The sequence below is a fragment of the Actinocorallia herbida genome, assembly GCF_003751225.1.
In the GTDB taxonomy this organism is placed as follows: Bacteria; Actinomycetota; Actinomycetes; order Streptosporangiales; family Streptosporangiaceae; genus Actinocorallia; species Actinocorallia herbida.
In genome coordinates, this window is record NZ_RJKE01000001.1 from 263,577 (window position 1) to 278,375 (window position 14,799).

The following is a 14,799-nucleotide window of genomic DNA, read 5'->3' on the forward strand; positions in this document are numbered from 1 at the left end:
AAAGGCTAGAGACCGCCTGAATCCGGGTCAAGTGGGTCGACGGTCACGGACCTGCGGCCATCGGGCAGCCGGACCCAGAGCGTCTCCCCGGTCTCCAGGTCCTCCGCCGCGCGCAGCACGGTCCCGTCGGGCCGCTGGACGATCGCGTACCCGCGGGCCAAGGTGGCCGCCGGGGACAGCGCGGTAAGGCGGGCACGCGTATGCGTCAGCCTGTCCTCGGCCCTGTCGAGCGCCACCGCGAGCGCCCTGCGCGCCCTGTCACGGGTGGCGAGCACCTGCTCGTGCTTGCGCTCGACCTCCCGGACCGGATCGGCCAGCGCGGGCCGCGACCGCACCCCGTTCAGCCAGGTCAGCTCGCGTTCGATCCGGCCCGTCACCGACCGGCGGCCCCGGTCCCTGAGCTGCCGGATCATCGCCTGCTGCTCGCGCACGTCGGGCACGACCCGTTTGGCGGCGTCGGTCGGGGTGGACGCCCGGTGGTCGGCGACGAGGTCGAGCAGCGGCGCGTCCTGCTCATGGCCGATCGCCGAGACGACGGGCGTGCGCGCCGCCGCGACCGCGCGGACCATGGTCTCGTCGGAGAACGGCAGCAGGTCTTCCAGGGAGCCACCGCCCCGGGTGATGATGATCACCTCGACGGCGGGGTCGGCGTCGAGTCTCCGCAGCGCCTCCACCACCTCGCCGACCGCGTGCGAGCCCTGCACGGCGACGGTCTCGACCCGGAACGCGACCGCGGGCCAGCGCCTGCGGGCGTTCTCCAGCACGTCGCGCTCGGCCGCGGAGTCCCGGCCGCAGACCAGGCCGATCGTGCCGGGCAGGAACGGCAGCGGGCGCTTGCGCTCGGGCCGGAACAGCCCTTCGGCGGAGAGCACCCGCTTGAGCTGCTCCAGCCGGGCGAGCAGTTCCCCGACGCCGACCGCGCGCACCTCGATCGCGGTGAGCGAGAACGACCCGCGGTTCACGTAGAAGTCCGGCTTGGCGTGGATGACGACCCGGGCGCCGTCGACGACCGCGGGGTTCTCGAAGATCCCGCGCGCCCCCACGACCCGGACGGAGATGTTCGCCGCAGGGTCCCGCAGCGTCAGGAAGACGGTGCCGCCGCGCCGGTTCAGCTCGGTGATCTGGCCCTCGACCCAGACGCGGCCGAGCCGTCCGATCCACCCGCCGACGAGGTTGAGCACCGTCCTGACGGGGATCGGGTTGTCCGCGGAGGTATCCAGAGCCATGAGGGGAGCCTAGAGGGCGGCACCCCCGTCAGGGGCGAGGGCTAGGCTGGTCGCATGGCCCAGGAGGAGACGCTCTCGTATGAGAAGGCCCGCGACGAGCTCGCGGAGGTGGTGAAGCGCCTGGAGACCGGGGGCCTCACCCTGGAGGAGTCCCTGGCGCTGTGGGAGCGGGGGGAACGGCTCGCCTCGGTGTGCGAGGAGTGGCTGGAAGGCGCCCGCGCAAGGCTCGCCGCGGCGATGGTGCCGAAGGCCGACGAGGACGCCCCCTTCTAACGGCGGGTCAGCCTTCGCCGCCGATGGGCTGGGCCTTCAGGGAGCCGGCGAGGACGGCGAGCTCGGCGAAGGACGCGGTGCCCGTCACCACGACCGTGCTCGCGGGCAGCCGCAGCACGAGCGAGCTCTGCCTCTTGTCCTTCTGGAAGTACTCGGCCCACGCGATCCCGCCGATGTCACGGGTGCCGGTGGCCTGGTCGGGCCCGGACCTCGGCACGTTGGTCATCCGGCGCACGAAGCCCTTGTCGCCGTCGGGCTTCTCGTCGCTCTGCACGACCGCGGCGTGCGCCCCCGCGGGGGTGGCGAAGCCGAGGTGCCAGGTGAGGTCCTTGTCCTTCTCGCCCAGACCGGTGACCCGGCTCGCGGTGGCGTGCCATCCGGCGGGCAGGCCCTCCGGGACATAGGCGGCGAAGTCGGCCTCGCGCGCGAAGCCCTTGGCGTCGAAGGAGTACTCGACGGTCCTCGGCTCGGCGTCGTCGGCGTCACCGGGGGTGAGCAGGAACGCGGCCGAGGCGAAGGCGAAGCACGCGACGATCGCGATCCAGAACTGGCCGGGACCCGCCAGGTAGCGCTTGAGGAAGCCTTCGGAGACCACCCGCGTCTCGGTGCGCGGCGTCGGTGCGCTCACTGGTCGCCCTTGACGGTCTCGAGGACGCGGATGATGGACGCCGACAGCTGGGCCGCCCGCTCCTTGTCGTCGACGAAGGAGACCTCGGACACCGCGCCCAGCATCGAGCCGGTGAGCACGATCGCCAGCGGCTCGTTGAAGCGGCTGTCCTCGGCCTGGAACAGGGCCGCGTTGCGGCGGGCCCACTTGCGCAGGCGTTCGCGCATGATCCGGTCGAATCCGGGCGGACCGTCCCCGGACAGGAACAGCCGGGACAGCTTCTGCTCCTCGACCGAACCGGCGAGGTAGGCGGCGGCGCCCGCGAGGAACAACCGCTGCGGGTCGCGCTCGCCCTCGTCGCGGGCGCGGTAGATCGCCTCCCGGGTGCGGTCCTGCTGGCGTGCCTGGAACTCCTCGAACAGCGTGAGGTAGAGGTCGGCCTTGCCGTTGAAGTGGTGGTAAAGGCTGCCGACGCTCGCCCCGGCCTTGGCCACGATGTCGGTGACGGCGGCCTGGGCGAAGCCCTCCTGGGAGAACACCTCGCGGGCGGCCCGAAGGAGGGCGCCCCGGGTGGCCTGGCCCCGCTCGGAGACCCTGGTGGAGGTCTCCTCGATCTCGCTGCTCATGGGCACTGAGATTACGCCACCGTAGGGCAGGTCGGTTCTCGGCCCGGCTCCCTGGTCTGGTCCAATTTGTGAGAACGGCTTGCGAAATCAGAGAATCACTGGGAACCCGTCTTCGACCGAAGGGTCCGCAATGTCTGAAACCTCACCTTTGGCCGCCGCGCCGGAGGCGCCCGACCGCAACCTCGCCCTGGAACTCGTCCGGGTCACCGAGGCCGCTGCGCTCGCCGCCGCCCGCTGGGTGGGCCGGGGCGACAAGCTGGGCGCCGACGGTGCCGCCGTCAACGCCATGCGTCAGCTGATCAACACCGTCTCCATGCAGGGCGTGGTGGTGATCGGCGAAGGGGAGAAGGACAACGCCCCGATGCTCTTCAACGGCGAGGAAGTGGGTGACGGCACCGGCGCGGAATGCGACGTGGCCGTGGACCCGATCGACGGCACCACGCTGAACGCGCTCGGCATGCCCAACGCCATCGCCGTCATCGCGGTCGCGCCCCGCCACTCCATGTACGACCCGTCCGCGGTGTTCTACATGGAGAAGCTGGTCACCGGCGCCGAGGCCGCCGACGTCGTCGACATCGAACGGCCCATCGGCGACAACATCCGCGCCGTCGCCCGCGCCAAGGGCTCCACGCCCGAGGACGTCACCGTGGTGATCCTCGACCGGCCGCGGCACGAGGCGATCGTCAAGGAGATCCGCGAGGCGGGCGCCCGCATCCAGTTCATCCGCGACGGCGACGTGGCGGGCGCGATCATGGCGGCCCGCGAGGGCACCGGCGTCGACCTGCTGCTCGGCATCGGCGGCACCCCCGAGGGCATCATCGCCGCCTGTGCGATGAAGTGCCTCGGCGGCGTCATCCAGTCCCGGCTGTGGCCGCAGGACGAGGCGGAGCGCCGGCGCGCGATCGACGCGGGCCACGACCTCGGCCGGGTCCTCACCACCGACGACCTCGTCAGCTCCGACGACGTCTTCTTCGCCGCCACCGGCATCACCGACGGCGAGCTCGTCAAGGGCGTCCGGTACGTCAAGGGCGTGGCGACCACCCACTCCCTGGTCATGCGAGGCCGCAGCGGCACCGTCCGCCGCGTCGACGGAGAGCACCGCCTGAACAAGCTGCGCGCCTACTCGGCGATCAACTTCGACGCGCCCGCCTAGCGACAGGATGGTCGGGTGCCCCGGCGGAGCCGGGTTCTCAGGCGCCCGACCGGCCGGCCCAGAAGGAGCGCCTGCGGCATCGGTCGGGTGGTCGGGCGCCCCGGCGGAGCCGGGTTCTCAAGCGCCCGACCGGCCGGCCCAGAAAGAACGCCTGGGGGGTTTCGGGCGCTTGGGTCTGATCACTTCGACGGCGCCGAGCAGAAGGGTCCCGGTCAGCTCGACGACCGGGGCCTCGCCGTCGGTGGGGGGCCAGGCCGGCACGGCCTCCTTCACCGAGCCCGCCATCGAGCGGCCGGTGAACCGCACCACGACCTCGCCCGGCACGTGCAGGCGGATCCGGCCGAACAGCGAGCTGAGGTCGAGCACCACGTGCCGGTGCCGCAGGATCGCCTCCCGGAGGTCGATCTCGACCTTGCCGAACACCGCGGCGACCGGGAGGCGGGCGGGCACCACCCACCGGCCGTCCTGGCGGTGCGACCCGAACAGGGCGACCATCTGCCGCGCGTCCACCTGGAAGGGCTGCTCGTTCTGGGGCAGCAGATCCTTGGTGAACATCGTCAGCTCGCCCAGCGTGCGGGCGGCGAACACGCCCTCGACGCGCTCGGCGTGCTCGTCCGGCGTCAGCCTGCCGTCCTCGACGGCGTCCCGCAGCAGATCGGCCACCCTGTCGCGGTCGGCGTCGGAGGCGCGCAGGTCACGTGCCGGAACTGAGCGGTCGGAGTCCACACCTCGACCCTAAGCCAAAGACCCCGCCGCGGAACCTCGCGACGGGGTCTTCTGCTCGGGGCCGTCAGGGCTGGGCGGCCAGCTTGGCCAGCCTGTTCTCGTACATCTTGACGATCTCCGGGCGCGCCTCGTGCGCGGCCTCGTAGTCCAGCAGGAGCGCCACCTCGGCGGCCGTCAGCTTGCGCAGGCGGGCGCGGAGTGAGGCGTGAGTGAGGGCGTCGTAGTCGGGGACCGGAAGGTCGGTCATGGTGACCGTGGCGGCCTCGGCGATCGTGGCGGACAGCCCCTCCACGGCCTCGTCCGGCGCGTTCTCGACCTCGTCCAGTTCGACGGTCTCCGACGCCGGCCCGGCCTCGACGCCCGGGACGTGATCGAGTTCCTCTTCCAGGTGGACGGGCGCCTTGGCGGGCTTGGCGGCGGGCTTGCCCACGGAGATCTCCGACGGCGGCGTGGCCACCGGGGTCGGCGCCGATTCCTCGGCGGGCACGGGCGCGGGCTTGGGGACGACGAATTCGAGGACCTTGCCGACCGGCGTGCCCTCCAGCCTGGCGGTCAGCTTCTCGGCGTCCGCGAGCAGCCTGTCCAGGACGGGACCGAAGTCACGTTCCCGGACGCTCCGGACATCCTTGGTGACCCGGTCGGTGAGCAGGAGGGCGCGGCCCACACCGAACATGGCGAGCCGTGCCGCGTGGATCGGCAGGTCCCTGACCTGCTCGTTCAGGGAATCCTGTACCTGCTTGCCGACTTCTCGCGGGTTACGCGACATCTTTCTCTGCTCCCTGCTCATCCGAGAACACACCGTATTTTGGGCACTACGGGGGAAGTGTTCTGTCCAACTGTGCCGTAATCGTGGGTTTCCGGTCACCACCGGTAAACGGAAATATCGCGGGGCGGTGCGTGCATTGGGTCACATGCCTCGCGCGGGTATCGGTCGCGGGGTCGCGGAACGTAAAGTGTGGGCATGACCGCTACAGGCACGCGTGAGACGGGCGAGCAGGGCACGGCCAAGGGAGGCAAGGTCCTCCTCGCCAAGCCCCGCGGATACTGCGCGGGGGTCGACCGCGCGGTCCAGACGGTGGAGAAGGCGCTGGAGCTCTACGGCGCCCCCGTCTACGTGCGCAAGCAGATCGTGCACAACAAGCACGTCGTGAAGACCCTCGAAGGGCTCGGCGCGATCTTCGTCGACGAGACCGACGACGTGCCGGAAGGCGCGATCGTGATCTTCTCCGCGCACGGCGTCGCCCCGGTCGTCCACGACAAGGCGGCCGAGCGGAACCTCAAGACGATCGACGCGACCTGCCCGCTGGTCACCAAGGTGCACCGCGAGGCGGTCCGCTTCGCGAAGGACGACTTCGACATCCTGCTCATCGGGCACCAGGGCCACCCCGAGGTGATCGGCACCTCCGGCGAGGCCCCCGCCCACATCCAGCTCGTCGACGGCCCCGCCGACGTCTCCAACGTCACGGTCCGCGACCCCGACAAGATCGTCTGGCTCTCCCAGACCACCCTGTCGGTCGACGAGACCAACGAGACGGTCGACGCGCTCCGCGAGCGGTTCCCCTCGCTCCAGAGCCCCCCGTCGGACGACATCTGCTACGCCACCCAGAACCGGCAGACCGCGATCCGGGAGATCGCGGCCCGCGCCGACCTGGTGATCGTCGTCGGATCGCGCAACTCCTCCAACTCCGTCCGGCTCGTCGAGGTCGCCAAGGACTACGGCGCGAAGGACGGCCGCCTCGTCGACTACGCCGAGGAGATCGACCCGGCCTGGCTGGAGGGCGTCGAGACCGTCGGCGTCTCCAGCGGCGCGTCGGCCCCGGACATCCTGGTCCGCGGCGTCCTGGACTTCCTCGCCGCGCACGGCTACGACGACGTCGAGGAGATCGAGTCGGTCAAGGAGCACATGGTCTTCGCGCTGCCTCATGAGCTGCGCAAGGACCTGCGCGCCTGACCTCACGTCCGCTCGTCCCACCGGACCGGGTCCTCCTCCGCGTAGCGCTCCCGGGTCAGCCGGAAGCCGTCCGCCTTGAGCGACAGCTCCCGCCAGGCCGTCAGCAGGCCGCGGCGCACCGCGATCATCGCGGTGAGCAGCGTGCCCGCCAGCAGCCAGGGCGCCCGGACGGCGAGGTCGAGCGGCAGCGCCACCAGCAGGCTCTGCACGAACGAGCGCCCGCCGAACATGGCCACCGCCTCGGCGAGCAGCGTGCCGAGCAGGTAGAGCACCGGTGGCGCGACGACCATGACCGGCAGGTCGTCCGGCCGGACCGTCAGCGCCGCCAGCGCGCACACCGCCACGAACACCGCGCCCGGCAGGATCGACCAGTCCGCGAGCGCGCCCGCGAACGTTCCCGCGAGGACCACCGCGACGGCTCCGCGCGCGGTCAGCGAGACCGCGGGGCCTTGCCGTTTGCCCGGCGCGGGGCGGGCCGCGTCCGGCTTGCGCCGGTTCTTCCCGCCCGGCTTCTTCTCCCGGGTCTCCGGGTTCTTCTGGGTCTCCGTGCTGCTCATCGGGCATCCTCCGGACGCGAACCGGCGTGGTGGACGGGATCGGGGACATGCGGCACGGCCTCGGGCAGCAGCTCGGCGGCCGACAGCGCGCGGGGGGACTCCTCGACGGGCCTCGGCCCGTCCAGGACGGCGTCGGTGACGCCGAGATCGTTCAGCTTGCGGGCGCTGACCAGGACCCTGTTCTCCAGCGAGCCGACCGTCCTGTTGTAGGCGCGCACCGCTCCGGTGAGGCCGCGGCCCAGCTCGTCGAGGTGGCCGCCGAGGGTGCCCAGCCGCTCGTACAGCTCCCGGCCGAGGTCGAAGACCTGGCGCGCGTTGCGGGAGAGGGCGGCCTGCTGCCAGGTGTAGGCGGCGGTGCGGAGCATGCTGATCAGGGTCGTCGGGGTGGCGATGTGGACCCGGCGGGCCATCGCGTACTCCAGCAGCGAGGGGTCGCGGTCCAGAGCGGGCGCAAGGAACGCCTCGCCGGGGACGAACAAGACGACGAACTCGGGCGTCGGCGAGAAGGCCTGCCAGTACGCCTTCGCCGAAAGACGGTCCACATGGTCCTTGAGGTGCCTCGCGTGGGCGTCGAGGCGGTTCTCCTTGCCCTCGGCGGCCTCGAGGTAGGCGGCGAGGGAGACCTTGGAGTCGACGATGATCGTCCGCTCCCCGGTGAGCCTGACGACGAGGTCGGGCCGGACCGTCCCGTCGGCGGTCGTCGCGGAGGCCTGCTCGGAGAAGTCGCAGTGCGGCGTCATCCCGGCCAGCTCCACCACCCGGCGCAGCTGCAGCTCGCCCCATCTGCCGCGCGCCTCGGGCCGCTGGAGCGCCCGCACGAGCGTCCGGGTCTCGCCGCGCAGCTGCTCGGACGTCTGGCGCACGAAGTCGACCTGCTTGGCCAGCATCGCGTGCGACTCGCGGCGGCTCGCCTCGAGCTCGGTCAGCTGCTCCTGGACCCGGCCCAGCGTCTCGCGCAGCGGCGCCACGAGATGCTCCACGGCCTGCTTGCGCCGCTCCAGCTCGCCCGCGGCCTCCACGCCGGCGGCCCGCAGGCGGGTGTCGGCGAGCTCCAGGAAACGCTGGTTGGAGGCGTCCAGGGCGCGGGCCGACAGGGCCTCGAAGCGCTCGGCCATACCGCGCTCCGCGTAGTCGAGCTTGTCCTCGGCGACCTTGGCGCGGGCGATCAGCGCGGCCTGACGGGCGGTGGCGAGCGCGAAGCCCACGATGACGCCGATCACCAGCCCGGCCAGGAGTCCCGCACTCATGACCTGATCGTTGCACGGACGCGGGCGAATCGTTCTCCACGACGCAGGGCGAGTTCCCCCGGGTGTCGGCTGTGCGCCCGCCCCGGATGCGTCCCGGACGGTTGTGGCCCGGCGCATCCACCGTAAGAATCCGGACATGACCACCTTTCGGCACGACCTCGCGCTGAGCCCCGACGCGCCTCCGAGCCGTCAGGCGCGGATCTTCAACACGATCATCCGCAACTCGGGGCGGCGCCTGTGGGCCGCGTCGGCCTCGACGGACGCCGGCCTGATCCGCTTCCGGAAGATCAACTCGGCGCTGCGCACGCGGGCCCCGAAGGGGGTCCGGATCAGCCCCCATGAGTTCCCCGCCTTCTCCGCGGAGTGGGTGCGGGCCGGGGAGGTCGACGAGAGCAAGGTCGTCCTCTACCTCCATGGAGGCGGGTACTTCTTCGGCGGGCCCACCATGTACCGGGGCCTCTCCTGGCGGCTCTCCGCGGCCGCGAAGCGCCCCGTGCTGGTGCTCGACTACAGGCTCGCGCCGGAGCACACCCCGTCGGACGCGCTCGAAGACGCCCTCACCGCTTACGACGCCCTCATCGCGATGGGCCACGCGCCCCAAGACGTCACGGTAGGAGGGGACTCGGCGGGAGGTCACCTTGCGCTCTCCCTGCTGCACGCGCTCAAGCGCCGCGGGAGCGAGCTGCCCGGGACCGTCGTGGCGATCTCGCCGTGGGTGGACCTGCTGTGCACCGCGGACTCGCACACGGCCAACGCCGCCAGCGACCACGTCATCCCGGCCGTCAAGCTCAAGTGGCTGGGCGAGCGGTTCTGCGAGGCCGCGGCCTCGGGCGACCCGCTCTTCGACCCCGTTCACGGGGACTACACGGGCTTCCCGCCCCTGCTGCTGATCTCCAGCACGACCGAGATCCTGCGTGATGACGCCCACACCGTCGCGTCCCGGGCCAAGGAGGCAGGGGTCGAGGTCGTGCACCGGGAGTGGACCGGCCAGGCCCATGTCTTCCCCGTCTTCGCCGATTACATCCCGGAGGGCAAGGCGGCCATCGCGGACATCGGCGAGTTCCTGCGGTCGCGCTGAGCACTAGACTTTCGCGATGTGAGCCTTTCGATCGGGATCGTCGGACTGCCCAACGTCGGCAAGTCCACGCTGTTCAACGCCCTGACCAAGAACGACGCGCTGGCCGCGAACTATCCGTTCGCCACCATCGAGCCGAACGTGGGCGTCGTCGGCGTGCCCGACTCCCGGCTCGGCAAGCTCGCCGAGGTCTTCGGCTCCGCCAAGATCCTTCCTGCGACCATCGAGTTCGTCGACATCGCCGGCATCGTCAAGGGCGCGTCGGAGGGGCAGGGCCTGGGCAACAAGTTCCTGGCCAACATCCGCGACACCGACGCGATCTGCCAGGTGATCCGGGCCTTCAACGACCCCGACGTCACGCACGTCGACGGCGACACCAACCCGCTGCGCGACATCGAGACGATCAACACCGAGCTGATCATCGCCGACCTCCAGACCATCGAGCGGGCGCTGCCCCGGCTCGAGAAGGAGGTCAAGCTCAAGAAGGACAAGGACGCCCCGGTCGTCCTGGAGGCCGTCAAGGCCGTCGAGGCCAAGCTGAACGAGGGCGTCACCGCCTTCGCCTCCGGCGTCGACCGCGCCCTCCTGCGCGAGCTGCACCTGCTGACGGCCAAGCCCTTCCTCTACGTCTTCAACCTCGATGACGACGAGCTCGGCGACGACTCGCTCAAGGACAAGCTCAGCGGCATGGTCGCCCCCGCCGAGGCCATCTTCCTCAGCGCCAAGATCGAGTCCGAGCTGATCGAACTCCCCGACGACGAAGCCCTGGAACTCCTCCAGTCCATGGGCCAGGAAGAGTCCGGCCTCGCCCAGCTCGTCCGCGTCGGCTTCGACACCCTGGGCCTCCAGACCTACCTCACGGCAGGCCCCAAGGAGACCCGCGCCTGGACCATCAAGAAGGGCGCCACCGCCCCCGAAGCCGCCGGCGTCATCCACACCGACTTCCAGCGCGGCTTCATCAAGGCCGAGATCGTCTCCTTCGCCGACCTCATCACCGAAGGCTCCATCCCCGCCGCCCGCGCCGCGGGCAAAGCCCGCATGGAGGGCAAGGACTACATCATGCAAGACGGCGACGTGGTCGAATTCCGCTTCAACGTCTGACCGCCCGCGAGCTGCGTATGCGCAGGGCGGTGCGCTTTCGGCCCGGACGCTCTTCGGAGCGATCCGGGCCGTTCTGCGTTCTGTGGTGCTGGCTTCGTGCAGGTTCGGGCTGATCTGCTCGGGTTTCGGGGATGGTCGTGGCCCCGGGCTTCGGTGTCAGGGGCCGGGTGGGTGTGGCGGCGGCGGGGTCAGAGGGAGGTGGCGGTGATGGGGGGCCGGCGGAGGAGGTGGCGGGTGATGAGGAGGGGGGTGGCGAGGGTGACGGTGAGGGTGAGGGCTGTGGCGAGGAGGGGGAAGGCGGGGGAGAAGTGGGGGAGCCAGGTGTCGGTGCGGGCGTAGGAGAAGGGGAGGACGGTCGCGGAGGCGGCCAGGAGGCCCAGGGCGGTTCCGGCGAGGGCGAGGGCCGAGGACTCCAGGGCGACCATGCGGAGGAGCTGTCCGGGGGTGGCGCCGGCCAGGCGGAGCATGGCGAACTCGCGGCGGCGGGCGGCGGTGGAGGTGGCGAGGGTGTTGACGAGCAGGATGCAGAGGAAGGCGCCGACCATGCCGGTGATGACGTAGTTGAGCGTCTTGACCAGTTCCGCGCCCTCCTCGGGGAGCATGCCCGCGTGGAACCTCGCGTCGACGTCCTGGAGGACCAGGGTGCCGACGGCCATGCCGAGGAACAGCACGACCGGGGCGAGCGCCGAGGAGAGGTGGCCGGAGCGGGCCCGCAGGTTGCCGCGGGCCAGGTGCGCCGAGGCGGTCGAGCCGGGGACGCGCAGCAGCCGGACGAGCGCAGGGGCGAAGCAGGCGAGCGCGATGGCCACCAGGATGTCGATGTAACCGGCGAGCGCCTGCGCCTCGATGCCCAGGTCGGGGCCGAGCACCAGGGTCAGCGTGAACATCGTCGCGGCCGCGGCGAGCAGGAGCACGCCCGAGACCGCGCGACGGACGGTCAGCCTGGCCGGCGGTGCCTCGGCCTCGGCCATGGACTCCACGACCCGCATCCGGCTCGCCCCGCGCGCGGCGAGGACCGCGGCGCCCGCGGCGGACACCAGCGTGATCCCGAAGCCCTGGCCGAGCGCGGCCGGACCGAAGACGTGCGCGACGTCCGGCGAGACCTGGCCGCTGTCCTGGATGAGGCCGAGCAGCAGCCGTCCGCCGAAGAAGCCGATGGGGACGGCGAGCGTGCCGGCCACGACCGCGAGCAGCAGCACCTCGGTGAGGATCATCCGGGTGATCTGGCCGGGCACCGCCCCCGCGCTCTTGAGCAGCGCGATCTCCCGCGCCCGCCGGCGGACGCCGAGAGCCGTGGTGGTGACCGCCGCGAAGCCGACGAGCAGAAGGCTCCAGCCGCCGACCACGCCGCCCATGATCGAAAGGGTCTCGGCGCTGTCGGCGTCCAGCGCGGGCGAGGTGCCGGTGTCGAGCAGCGAACCGAACGACATGACGAGCGCGGCGCCGAGGAAGAGCGCGAAGAACGCGGCGACGAACGCCGAGGCGCGGTGGCGCAGGGAGGCGAGGGCGATCCGGAACATCGCTCACTCACCAGCCCGCACGGCGTCGCGCGCCACGTCGTCGCCGAGCCTGGCCAGCCGTTCGGCGACCGCGTCGGGGGTCGGGTCGGCCATCCGCCCGACGAGCCTGCCGTCGGCCAGGAAGAGCACGGCGTCGGCGTGCGCGGCGGCGACAGGGTCGTGGGTCACCATGACGATGGTCCGCCCGTACCCGCGCACGGCCTGCTGGAGGAGCTGCAGCACCGCGCGGGCGCCGCGCGTGTCGAGCGCGCCGGTGGGCTCGTCCGCGAAGAGCACGGACGGCTCTGTCACCAACGCGCGGGCGATGGCCGTGCGCTGCTGCTGGCCGCCGGACAGGGCCGGCGGGCGGTGGCCGATCCGGTCGCCCAGGCCGACGCGCTCGAGGATCTCGATCGCGCGTGCCCTGTCCGGCCGCTTCCCGGCGAGGCGGAGCGGCAGGGTCACGTTGTCCAGGACGGTGAGCGACGGCAGCAGGTTGAACTGCTGGAAGACGAAGCCGATGTGCTCGCGGCGGAACCTCGTGAGCTCGGTCTCGTCGCCCGTCATCTCGCGGCCCGCGACGAGGACGCGGCCCGCCGTCGGCCGGTCGAGGCCGGCGGCGCATTGGAGGAGGGTGGACTTGCCGGATCCGGACGGGCCCATCACCGCGGTGAACGTGCCCGCCGGAAGGGCGAGGGAGACGTCGTCGAGGGCGACGACACCGGTCCGGTCGTCACCGTGGACCTTGCGCAGCCCGTGGAGTTGCAGGATCTCGTTGTTCATGGCCGAAGCGTCGCGGGAGCCGCTGACCGTGCGCTGACGGTGGGCTGACCGTTCCCTTCATCGGGTGGTCAGCCCACCGCGCCGGCGGCCCTCCGGGGTGGAGAAGGGCCGTCGTGGGAGGGAGGTCTCCGCAGGTCCGCGGCCTGGGCGCCGTGGTGGTCCGCCGGTCGGCGGACGGCTCCGCCGGCCCGATGCCGGTGACCGTCGGTCCGTTGGCGTGCGAGCCGGTGAGACCTCGTGTTTGCCTGCGGATCACGCAATCACCGTCACATCATGCGCAGACGGCCTTCCGATAACACATCTGTCACTTCGGCCTTTCTTCGGGAATCCCCACGGGACGGTGCCGCGGAAATCGTCGGGGGCGCGGGAATTGCACGCACCGGGTGTCGGCTGCGCGCAGTGGGCGCGCCTTCACCGTGGGGTGTCGGGGAGTTATCCACAGGGTGTACGGCGGGGTGACGCAAAGTGTGTGAGGCTTGCGGCGTCGGCACGGGATCGAGACCGGGTCGGCATGGGATGTGGAGGTTTGTCGTGGTCGGGTGTGGTCGGAGTGAGATGTGGGGCGTAGTGCGACATGCTAAGCGCGCGCCGAGACTGGGCATTCTGAGCTGTAGCTGGAACAATTCCCACGCGTGGCTAGGCTTGGGGCCACGGGAACACTGGAAGCGCGCCGGTCGGAGTCAGGCGCATTAGGCGGAGGCGTGCATGGCTCGCAAGTCGGCTGTGGAGCAAGAGCCCGAAGTCGGCTCGGCCGCGCTCGACGAAGCCTGGGACGCCCCGCGTCCGCGCACGAAGAAGTCGTGGAGCGGCGGGGGCGGTCGCTGGTGGATCTGGATCGGCCGGGCGCTGCTGTGGGCGTTCGTCCTGGTCGTCGTGGTCAACGGCATCCGTGCGCCGTTCGAGCGCTTCACCGCCGACACCCCGGCGGTGCTCGAGACCGGAGAGAAGGCGCCGGGCTTCCCCGTGGACGCGGGGTCGTCCTTCGCGCTCCAGTTCGCGCAGGTGTACCTGAACTACGACGCCTCGACCTCAGGCACCCGTCAGGAGCAGCTCGCGCGCTTCGTGCCCGAGGGCACCGACGCGCAGTTCGGCTGGAACGGTCTCGGGCAGCTGTCGGCCGAACAACTCCAGGTCCACGCGGTGCAGGTGCGCGACGACCACAACGCCTCGGTCGAGGTGACGGCCAGGCTCGGCACCCGCTGGATCCGGCTCGCGGTGCCGGTGTACGCCGACGGCGGCAGGTTCGTGGTGTCCGATCTGCCCGCGCTGCTGGAGGCGCCGGCCAAGGCCCAGCTGCCGCAGGCGCCCGCCTACGAGCACGACACCGGGCTCGAGGCGAAGCTCCAGACGGATCTCACCGGGTTCTTCCAGGCGTACGCCGCGAGCGACTCGGTGAACCTCGGGCGGTACACCGAGGGCGGCAGCACCATCACCGGGCTGGACTCGACGGTCACGTTCGGCGCGATCGTGGAGGTCAACGTGCCGGTCGGCGACTCCGATGAGCGGCGCATCACCGCCACCGTCCAGTGGCAGATGCAGCCCACCGAGTCGCGCGGCAACGAGAGCCTGCTGCCCCAGACCTATGAGCTGACCGTGGTGAAGGGCGACGGAGACCAGTGGAACGTACGCTCGATCCGCGGCACAGTGCTGAGCGGGTCCTAGAAATGAGGTTGTAGTGCTGTTCCACCACCTGGCGGCGGCTCTCCCCTGGGAGACGCTGGCAGCGCCCGAAGACGGGCTGAACACCGAGGACCTGGCCACCTGGCTGCGGAACCTCTTCGGTCCGCTGTTCCTGGTGATCGTCTCGATCGTCGCGCTGTTCTTTCTCTTCACCAGGGAGATCACCCGGTTCGCGCAGTTCATCCTGCTGGCGATCGGCATCGGGATCATCTTCTATGTGCCGAACATCATCGAGGTGACGGCCAAGGCCATTGCCACGGCCCTGGGCGTCGATCTGAACTAGGAGGAACCAGGA

General features: G+C 71.1%; 16 protein-coding genes. 7 read left to right on the forward strand and 9 right to left on the reverse strand.

Going from position 1 to position 14,799, the window contains the following annotated elements; all coding sequences use genetic code 11:
* Positions 1-5: 5 nt before the first annotated feature.
* Positions 6-1,226, reverse strand: a complete 1,221-nt coding sequence (xseA, locus tag EDD29_RS01475; protein WP_123661790.1) for an exodeoxyribonuclease VII large subunit — start codon at positions 1,224-1,226, stop codon at positions 6-8.
* A gap of 54 nt (positions 1,227-1,280) precedes the next feature.
* Here xseA and EDD29_RS01480 point away from each other — a divergent pair, with 54 nt between their 5' ends.
* A complete protein-coding gene (locus EDD29_RS01480) occupies positions 1,281-1,499 on the forward strand; it encodes an exodeoxyribonuclease VII small subunit (protein WP_123661791.1) in 219 nt (72 codons plus the stop codon).
* 7 nt (positions 1,500-1,506) lie between these two features.
* Here EDD29_RS01480 and EDD29_RS01485 read toward each other — a convergent pair whose 3' ends face one another.
* Both EDD29_RS01485 and EDD29_RS01490 read right to left on the reverse strand, forming a co-directional pair.
* Positions 1,507-2,127 carry a DUF4245 domain-containing protein gene (locus tag EDD29_RS01485; protein ID WP_123661792.1) on the reverse strand — a complete coding sequence of 207 codons (621 nt, stop codon included), beginning with the start codon at positions 2,125-2,127 and terminating at the stop codon, positions 1,507-1,509.
* Positions 2,124-2,732, reverse strand: coding sequence for a TetR/AcrR family transcriptional regulator (locus tag EDD29_RS01490; protein WP_123661793.1), 609 nt, complete (start codon positions 2,730-2,732; stop codon positions 2,124-2,126). The genes EDD29_RS01485 and EDD29_RS01490 overlap by 4 nt, the downstream gene beginning before the upstream one ends.
* 130 nt (positions 2,733-2,862) lie before the next feature.
* Between EDD29_RS01490 and glpX the strand changes: the two genes are divergently transcribed.
* Positions 2,863-3,885: a class II fructose-bisphosphatase gene (glpX, locus tag EDD29_RS01495; protein WP_123661794.1), complete on the forward strand. Its 1,023-nt coding sequence runs from the start codon at positions 2,863-2,865 to the stop codon at positions 3,883-3,885.
* Positions 3,886-4,002: 117 nt separating this feature from the next.
* Here glpX and EDD29_RS01500 read toward each other — a convergent pair whose 3' ends face one another.
* Positions 4,003-4,611: a DUF1707 SHOCT-like domain-containing protein gene (locus EDD29_RS01500; RefSeq protein WP_123661795.1), complete on the reverse strand. Its 609-nt coding sequence runs from the start codon at positions 4,609-4,611 to the stop codon at positions 4,003-4,005.
* Between the two features lie 64 nt (positions 4,612-4,675).
* Positions 4,676-5,377, reverse strand: a complete 702-nt coding sequence (locus EDD29_RS01505; RefSeq protein ID WP_123661796.1) for a hypothetical protein — start codon at positions 5,375-5,377, stop codon at positions 4,676-4,678.
* A 195-nt stretch (positions 5,378-5,572) separates the two neighbouring features.
* On the opposite strand from EDD29_RS01505, the gene EDD29_RS01510 reads away from it, so the two are divergent.
* Positions 5,573-6,562 (forward strand): 4-hydroxy-3-methylbut-2-enyl diphosphate reductase, encoded by a 990-nt coding sequence (locus EDD29_RS01510; RefSeq protein ID WP_123661797.1) that lies wholly within the window; start codon positions 5,573-5,575, stop codon positions 6,560-6,562.
* Between the two features lie 2 nt (positions 6,563-6,564).
* Here EDD29_RS01510 and EDD29_RS01515 read toward each other — a convergent pair whose 3' ends face one another.
* Entirely contained in the window at positions 6,565-7,119 is a 555-nt protein-coding gene (locus tag EDD29_RS01515; protein ID WP_123661798.1) for a DUF6542 domain-containing protein, read from the reverse strand.
* Positions 7,116-8,366 (reverse strand): DNA recombination protein RmuC, encoded by a 1,251-nt coding sequence (locus EDD29_RS01520; RefSeq protein ID WP_123661799.1) that lies wholly within the window; start codon positions 8,364-8,366, stop codon positions 7,116-7,118. The genes EDD29_RS01515 and EDD29_RS01520 overlap by 4 nt, the downstream gene beginning before the upstream one ends.
* A 136-nt stretch (positions 8,367-8,502) precedes the next feature.
* Here EDD29_RS01520 and EDD29_RS01525 point away from each other — a divergent pair, with 136 nt between their 5' ends.
* Both EDD29_RS01525 and ychF read left to right on the forward strand, forming a co-directional pair.
* Positions 8,503-9,444: an alpha/beta hydrolase fold domain-containing protein gene (locus EDD29_RS01525; RefSeq protein WP_123661800.1), complete on the forward strand. Its 942-nt coding sequence runs from the start codon at positions 8,503-8,505 to the stop codon at positions 9,442-9,444.
* Between the two features lie 18 nt (positions 9,445-9,462).
* Positions 9,463-10,542, forward strand: a complete 1,080-nt coding sequence (ychF, locus tag EDD29_RS01530; RefSeq protein ID WP_123661801.1) for a redox-regulated ATPase YchF — start codon at positions 9,463-9,465, stop codon at positions 10,540-10,542.
* Positions 10,543-10,730: 188 nt separating this feature from the next.
* Here ychF and EDD29_RS01535 read toward each other — a convergent pair whose 3' ends face one another.
* Both EDD29_RS01535 and EDD29_RS01540 read right to left on the reverse strand, forming a co-directional pair.
* Entirely contained in the window at positions 10,731-12,062 is a 1,332-nt protein-coding gene (locus EDD29_RS01535) for an FtsX-like permease family protein (RefSeq protein ID WP_123661802.1), read from the reverse strand.
* A 3-nt stretch (positions 12,063-12,065) separates the two neighbouring features.
* Entirely contained in the window at positions 12,066-12,824 is a 759-nt protein-coding gene (locus EDD29_RS01540) for an ABC transporter ATP-binding protein (protein WP_123661803.1), read from the reverse strand.
* A gap of 705 nt (positions 12,825-13,529) precedes the next feature.
* On the opposite strand from EDD29_RS01540, the gene EDD29_RS01545 reads away from it, so the two are divergent.
* Both EDD29_RS01545 and EDD29_RS01550 read left to right on the forward strand, forming a co-directional pair.
* A complete protein-coding gene (locus EDD29_RS01545) occupies positions 13,530-14,486 on the forward strand; it encodes a conjugal transfer protein (protein WP_148085836.1) in 957 nt (318 codons plus the stop codon).
* Positions 14,487-14,502: 16 nt separating this feature from the next.
* Entirely contained in the window at positions 14,503-14,787 is a 285-nt protein-coding gene (locus EDD29_RS01550; protein ID WP_123670204.1) for a hypothetical protein, read from the forward strand.
* Positions 14,788-14,799: the final 12 nt, after the last annotated feature.

Coding starts and splice junctions, on each gene's coding strand:
- EDD29_RS01540 (WP_123661803.1), bottom strand. CDS start 12,824: ATGAACAACGAGATCCTGCAACTCCACGGGCTGCGCAAGGTCCACGGT.
- EDD29_RS01490 (WP_123661793.1), bottom strand. CDS start 2,732: ATGAGCAGCGAGATCGAGGAGACCTCCACCAGGGTCTCCGAGCGGGGC.
- EDD29_RS01545 (WP_148085836.1), top strand. CDS start 13,530: ATGGCTCGCAAGTCGGCTGTGGAGCAAGAGCCCGAAGTCGGCTCGGCC.
- EDD29_RS01535 (WP_123661802.1), bottom strand. CDS start 12,062: ATGTTCCGGATCGCCCTCGCCTCCCTGCGCCACCGCGCCTCGGCGTTC.
- EDD29_RS01480 (WP_123661791.1), top strand. CDS start 1,281: ATGGCCCAGGAGGAGACGCTCTCGTATGAGAAGGCCCGCGACGAGCTC.
- EDD29_RS01515 (WP_123661798.1), bottom strand. CDS start 7,119: ATGAGCAGCACGGAGACCCAGAAGAACCCGGAGACCCGGGAGAAGAAG.
- EDD29_RS01525 (WP_123661800.1), top strand. CDS start 8,503: ATGACCACCTTTCGGCACGACCTCGCGCTGAGCCCCGACGCGCCTCCG.
- glpX (WP_123661794.1), top strand. CDS start 2,863: ATGTCTGAAACCTCACCTTTGGCCGCCGCGCCGGAGGCGCCCGACCGC.
- EDD29_RS01520 (WP_123661799.1), bottom strand. CDS start 8,366: ATGAGTGCGGGACTCCTGGCCGGGCTGGTGATCGGCGTCATCGTGGGC.
- EDD29_RS01510 (WP_123661797.1), top strand. CDS start 5,573: ATGACCGCTACAGGCACGCGTGAGACGGGCGAGCAGGGCACGGCCAAG.
- EDD29_RS01505 (WP_123661796.1), bottom strand. CDS start 5,377: ATGTCGCGTAACCCGCGAGAAGTCGGCAAGCAGGTACAGGATTCCCTG.
- xseA (WP_123661790.1), bottom strand. CDS start 1,226: ATGGCTCTGGATACCTCCGCGGACAACCCGATCCCCGTCAGGACGGTG.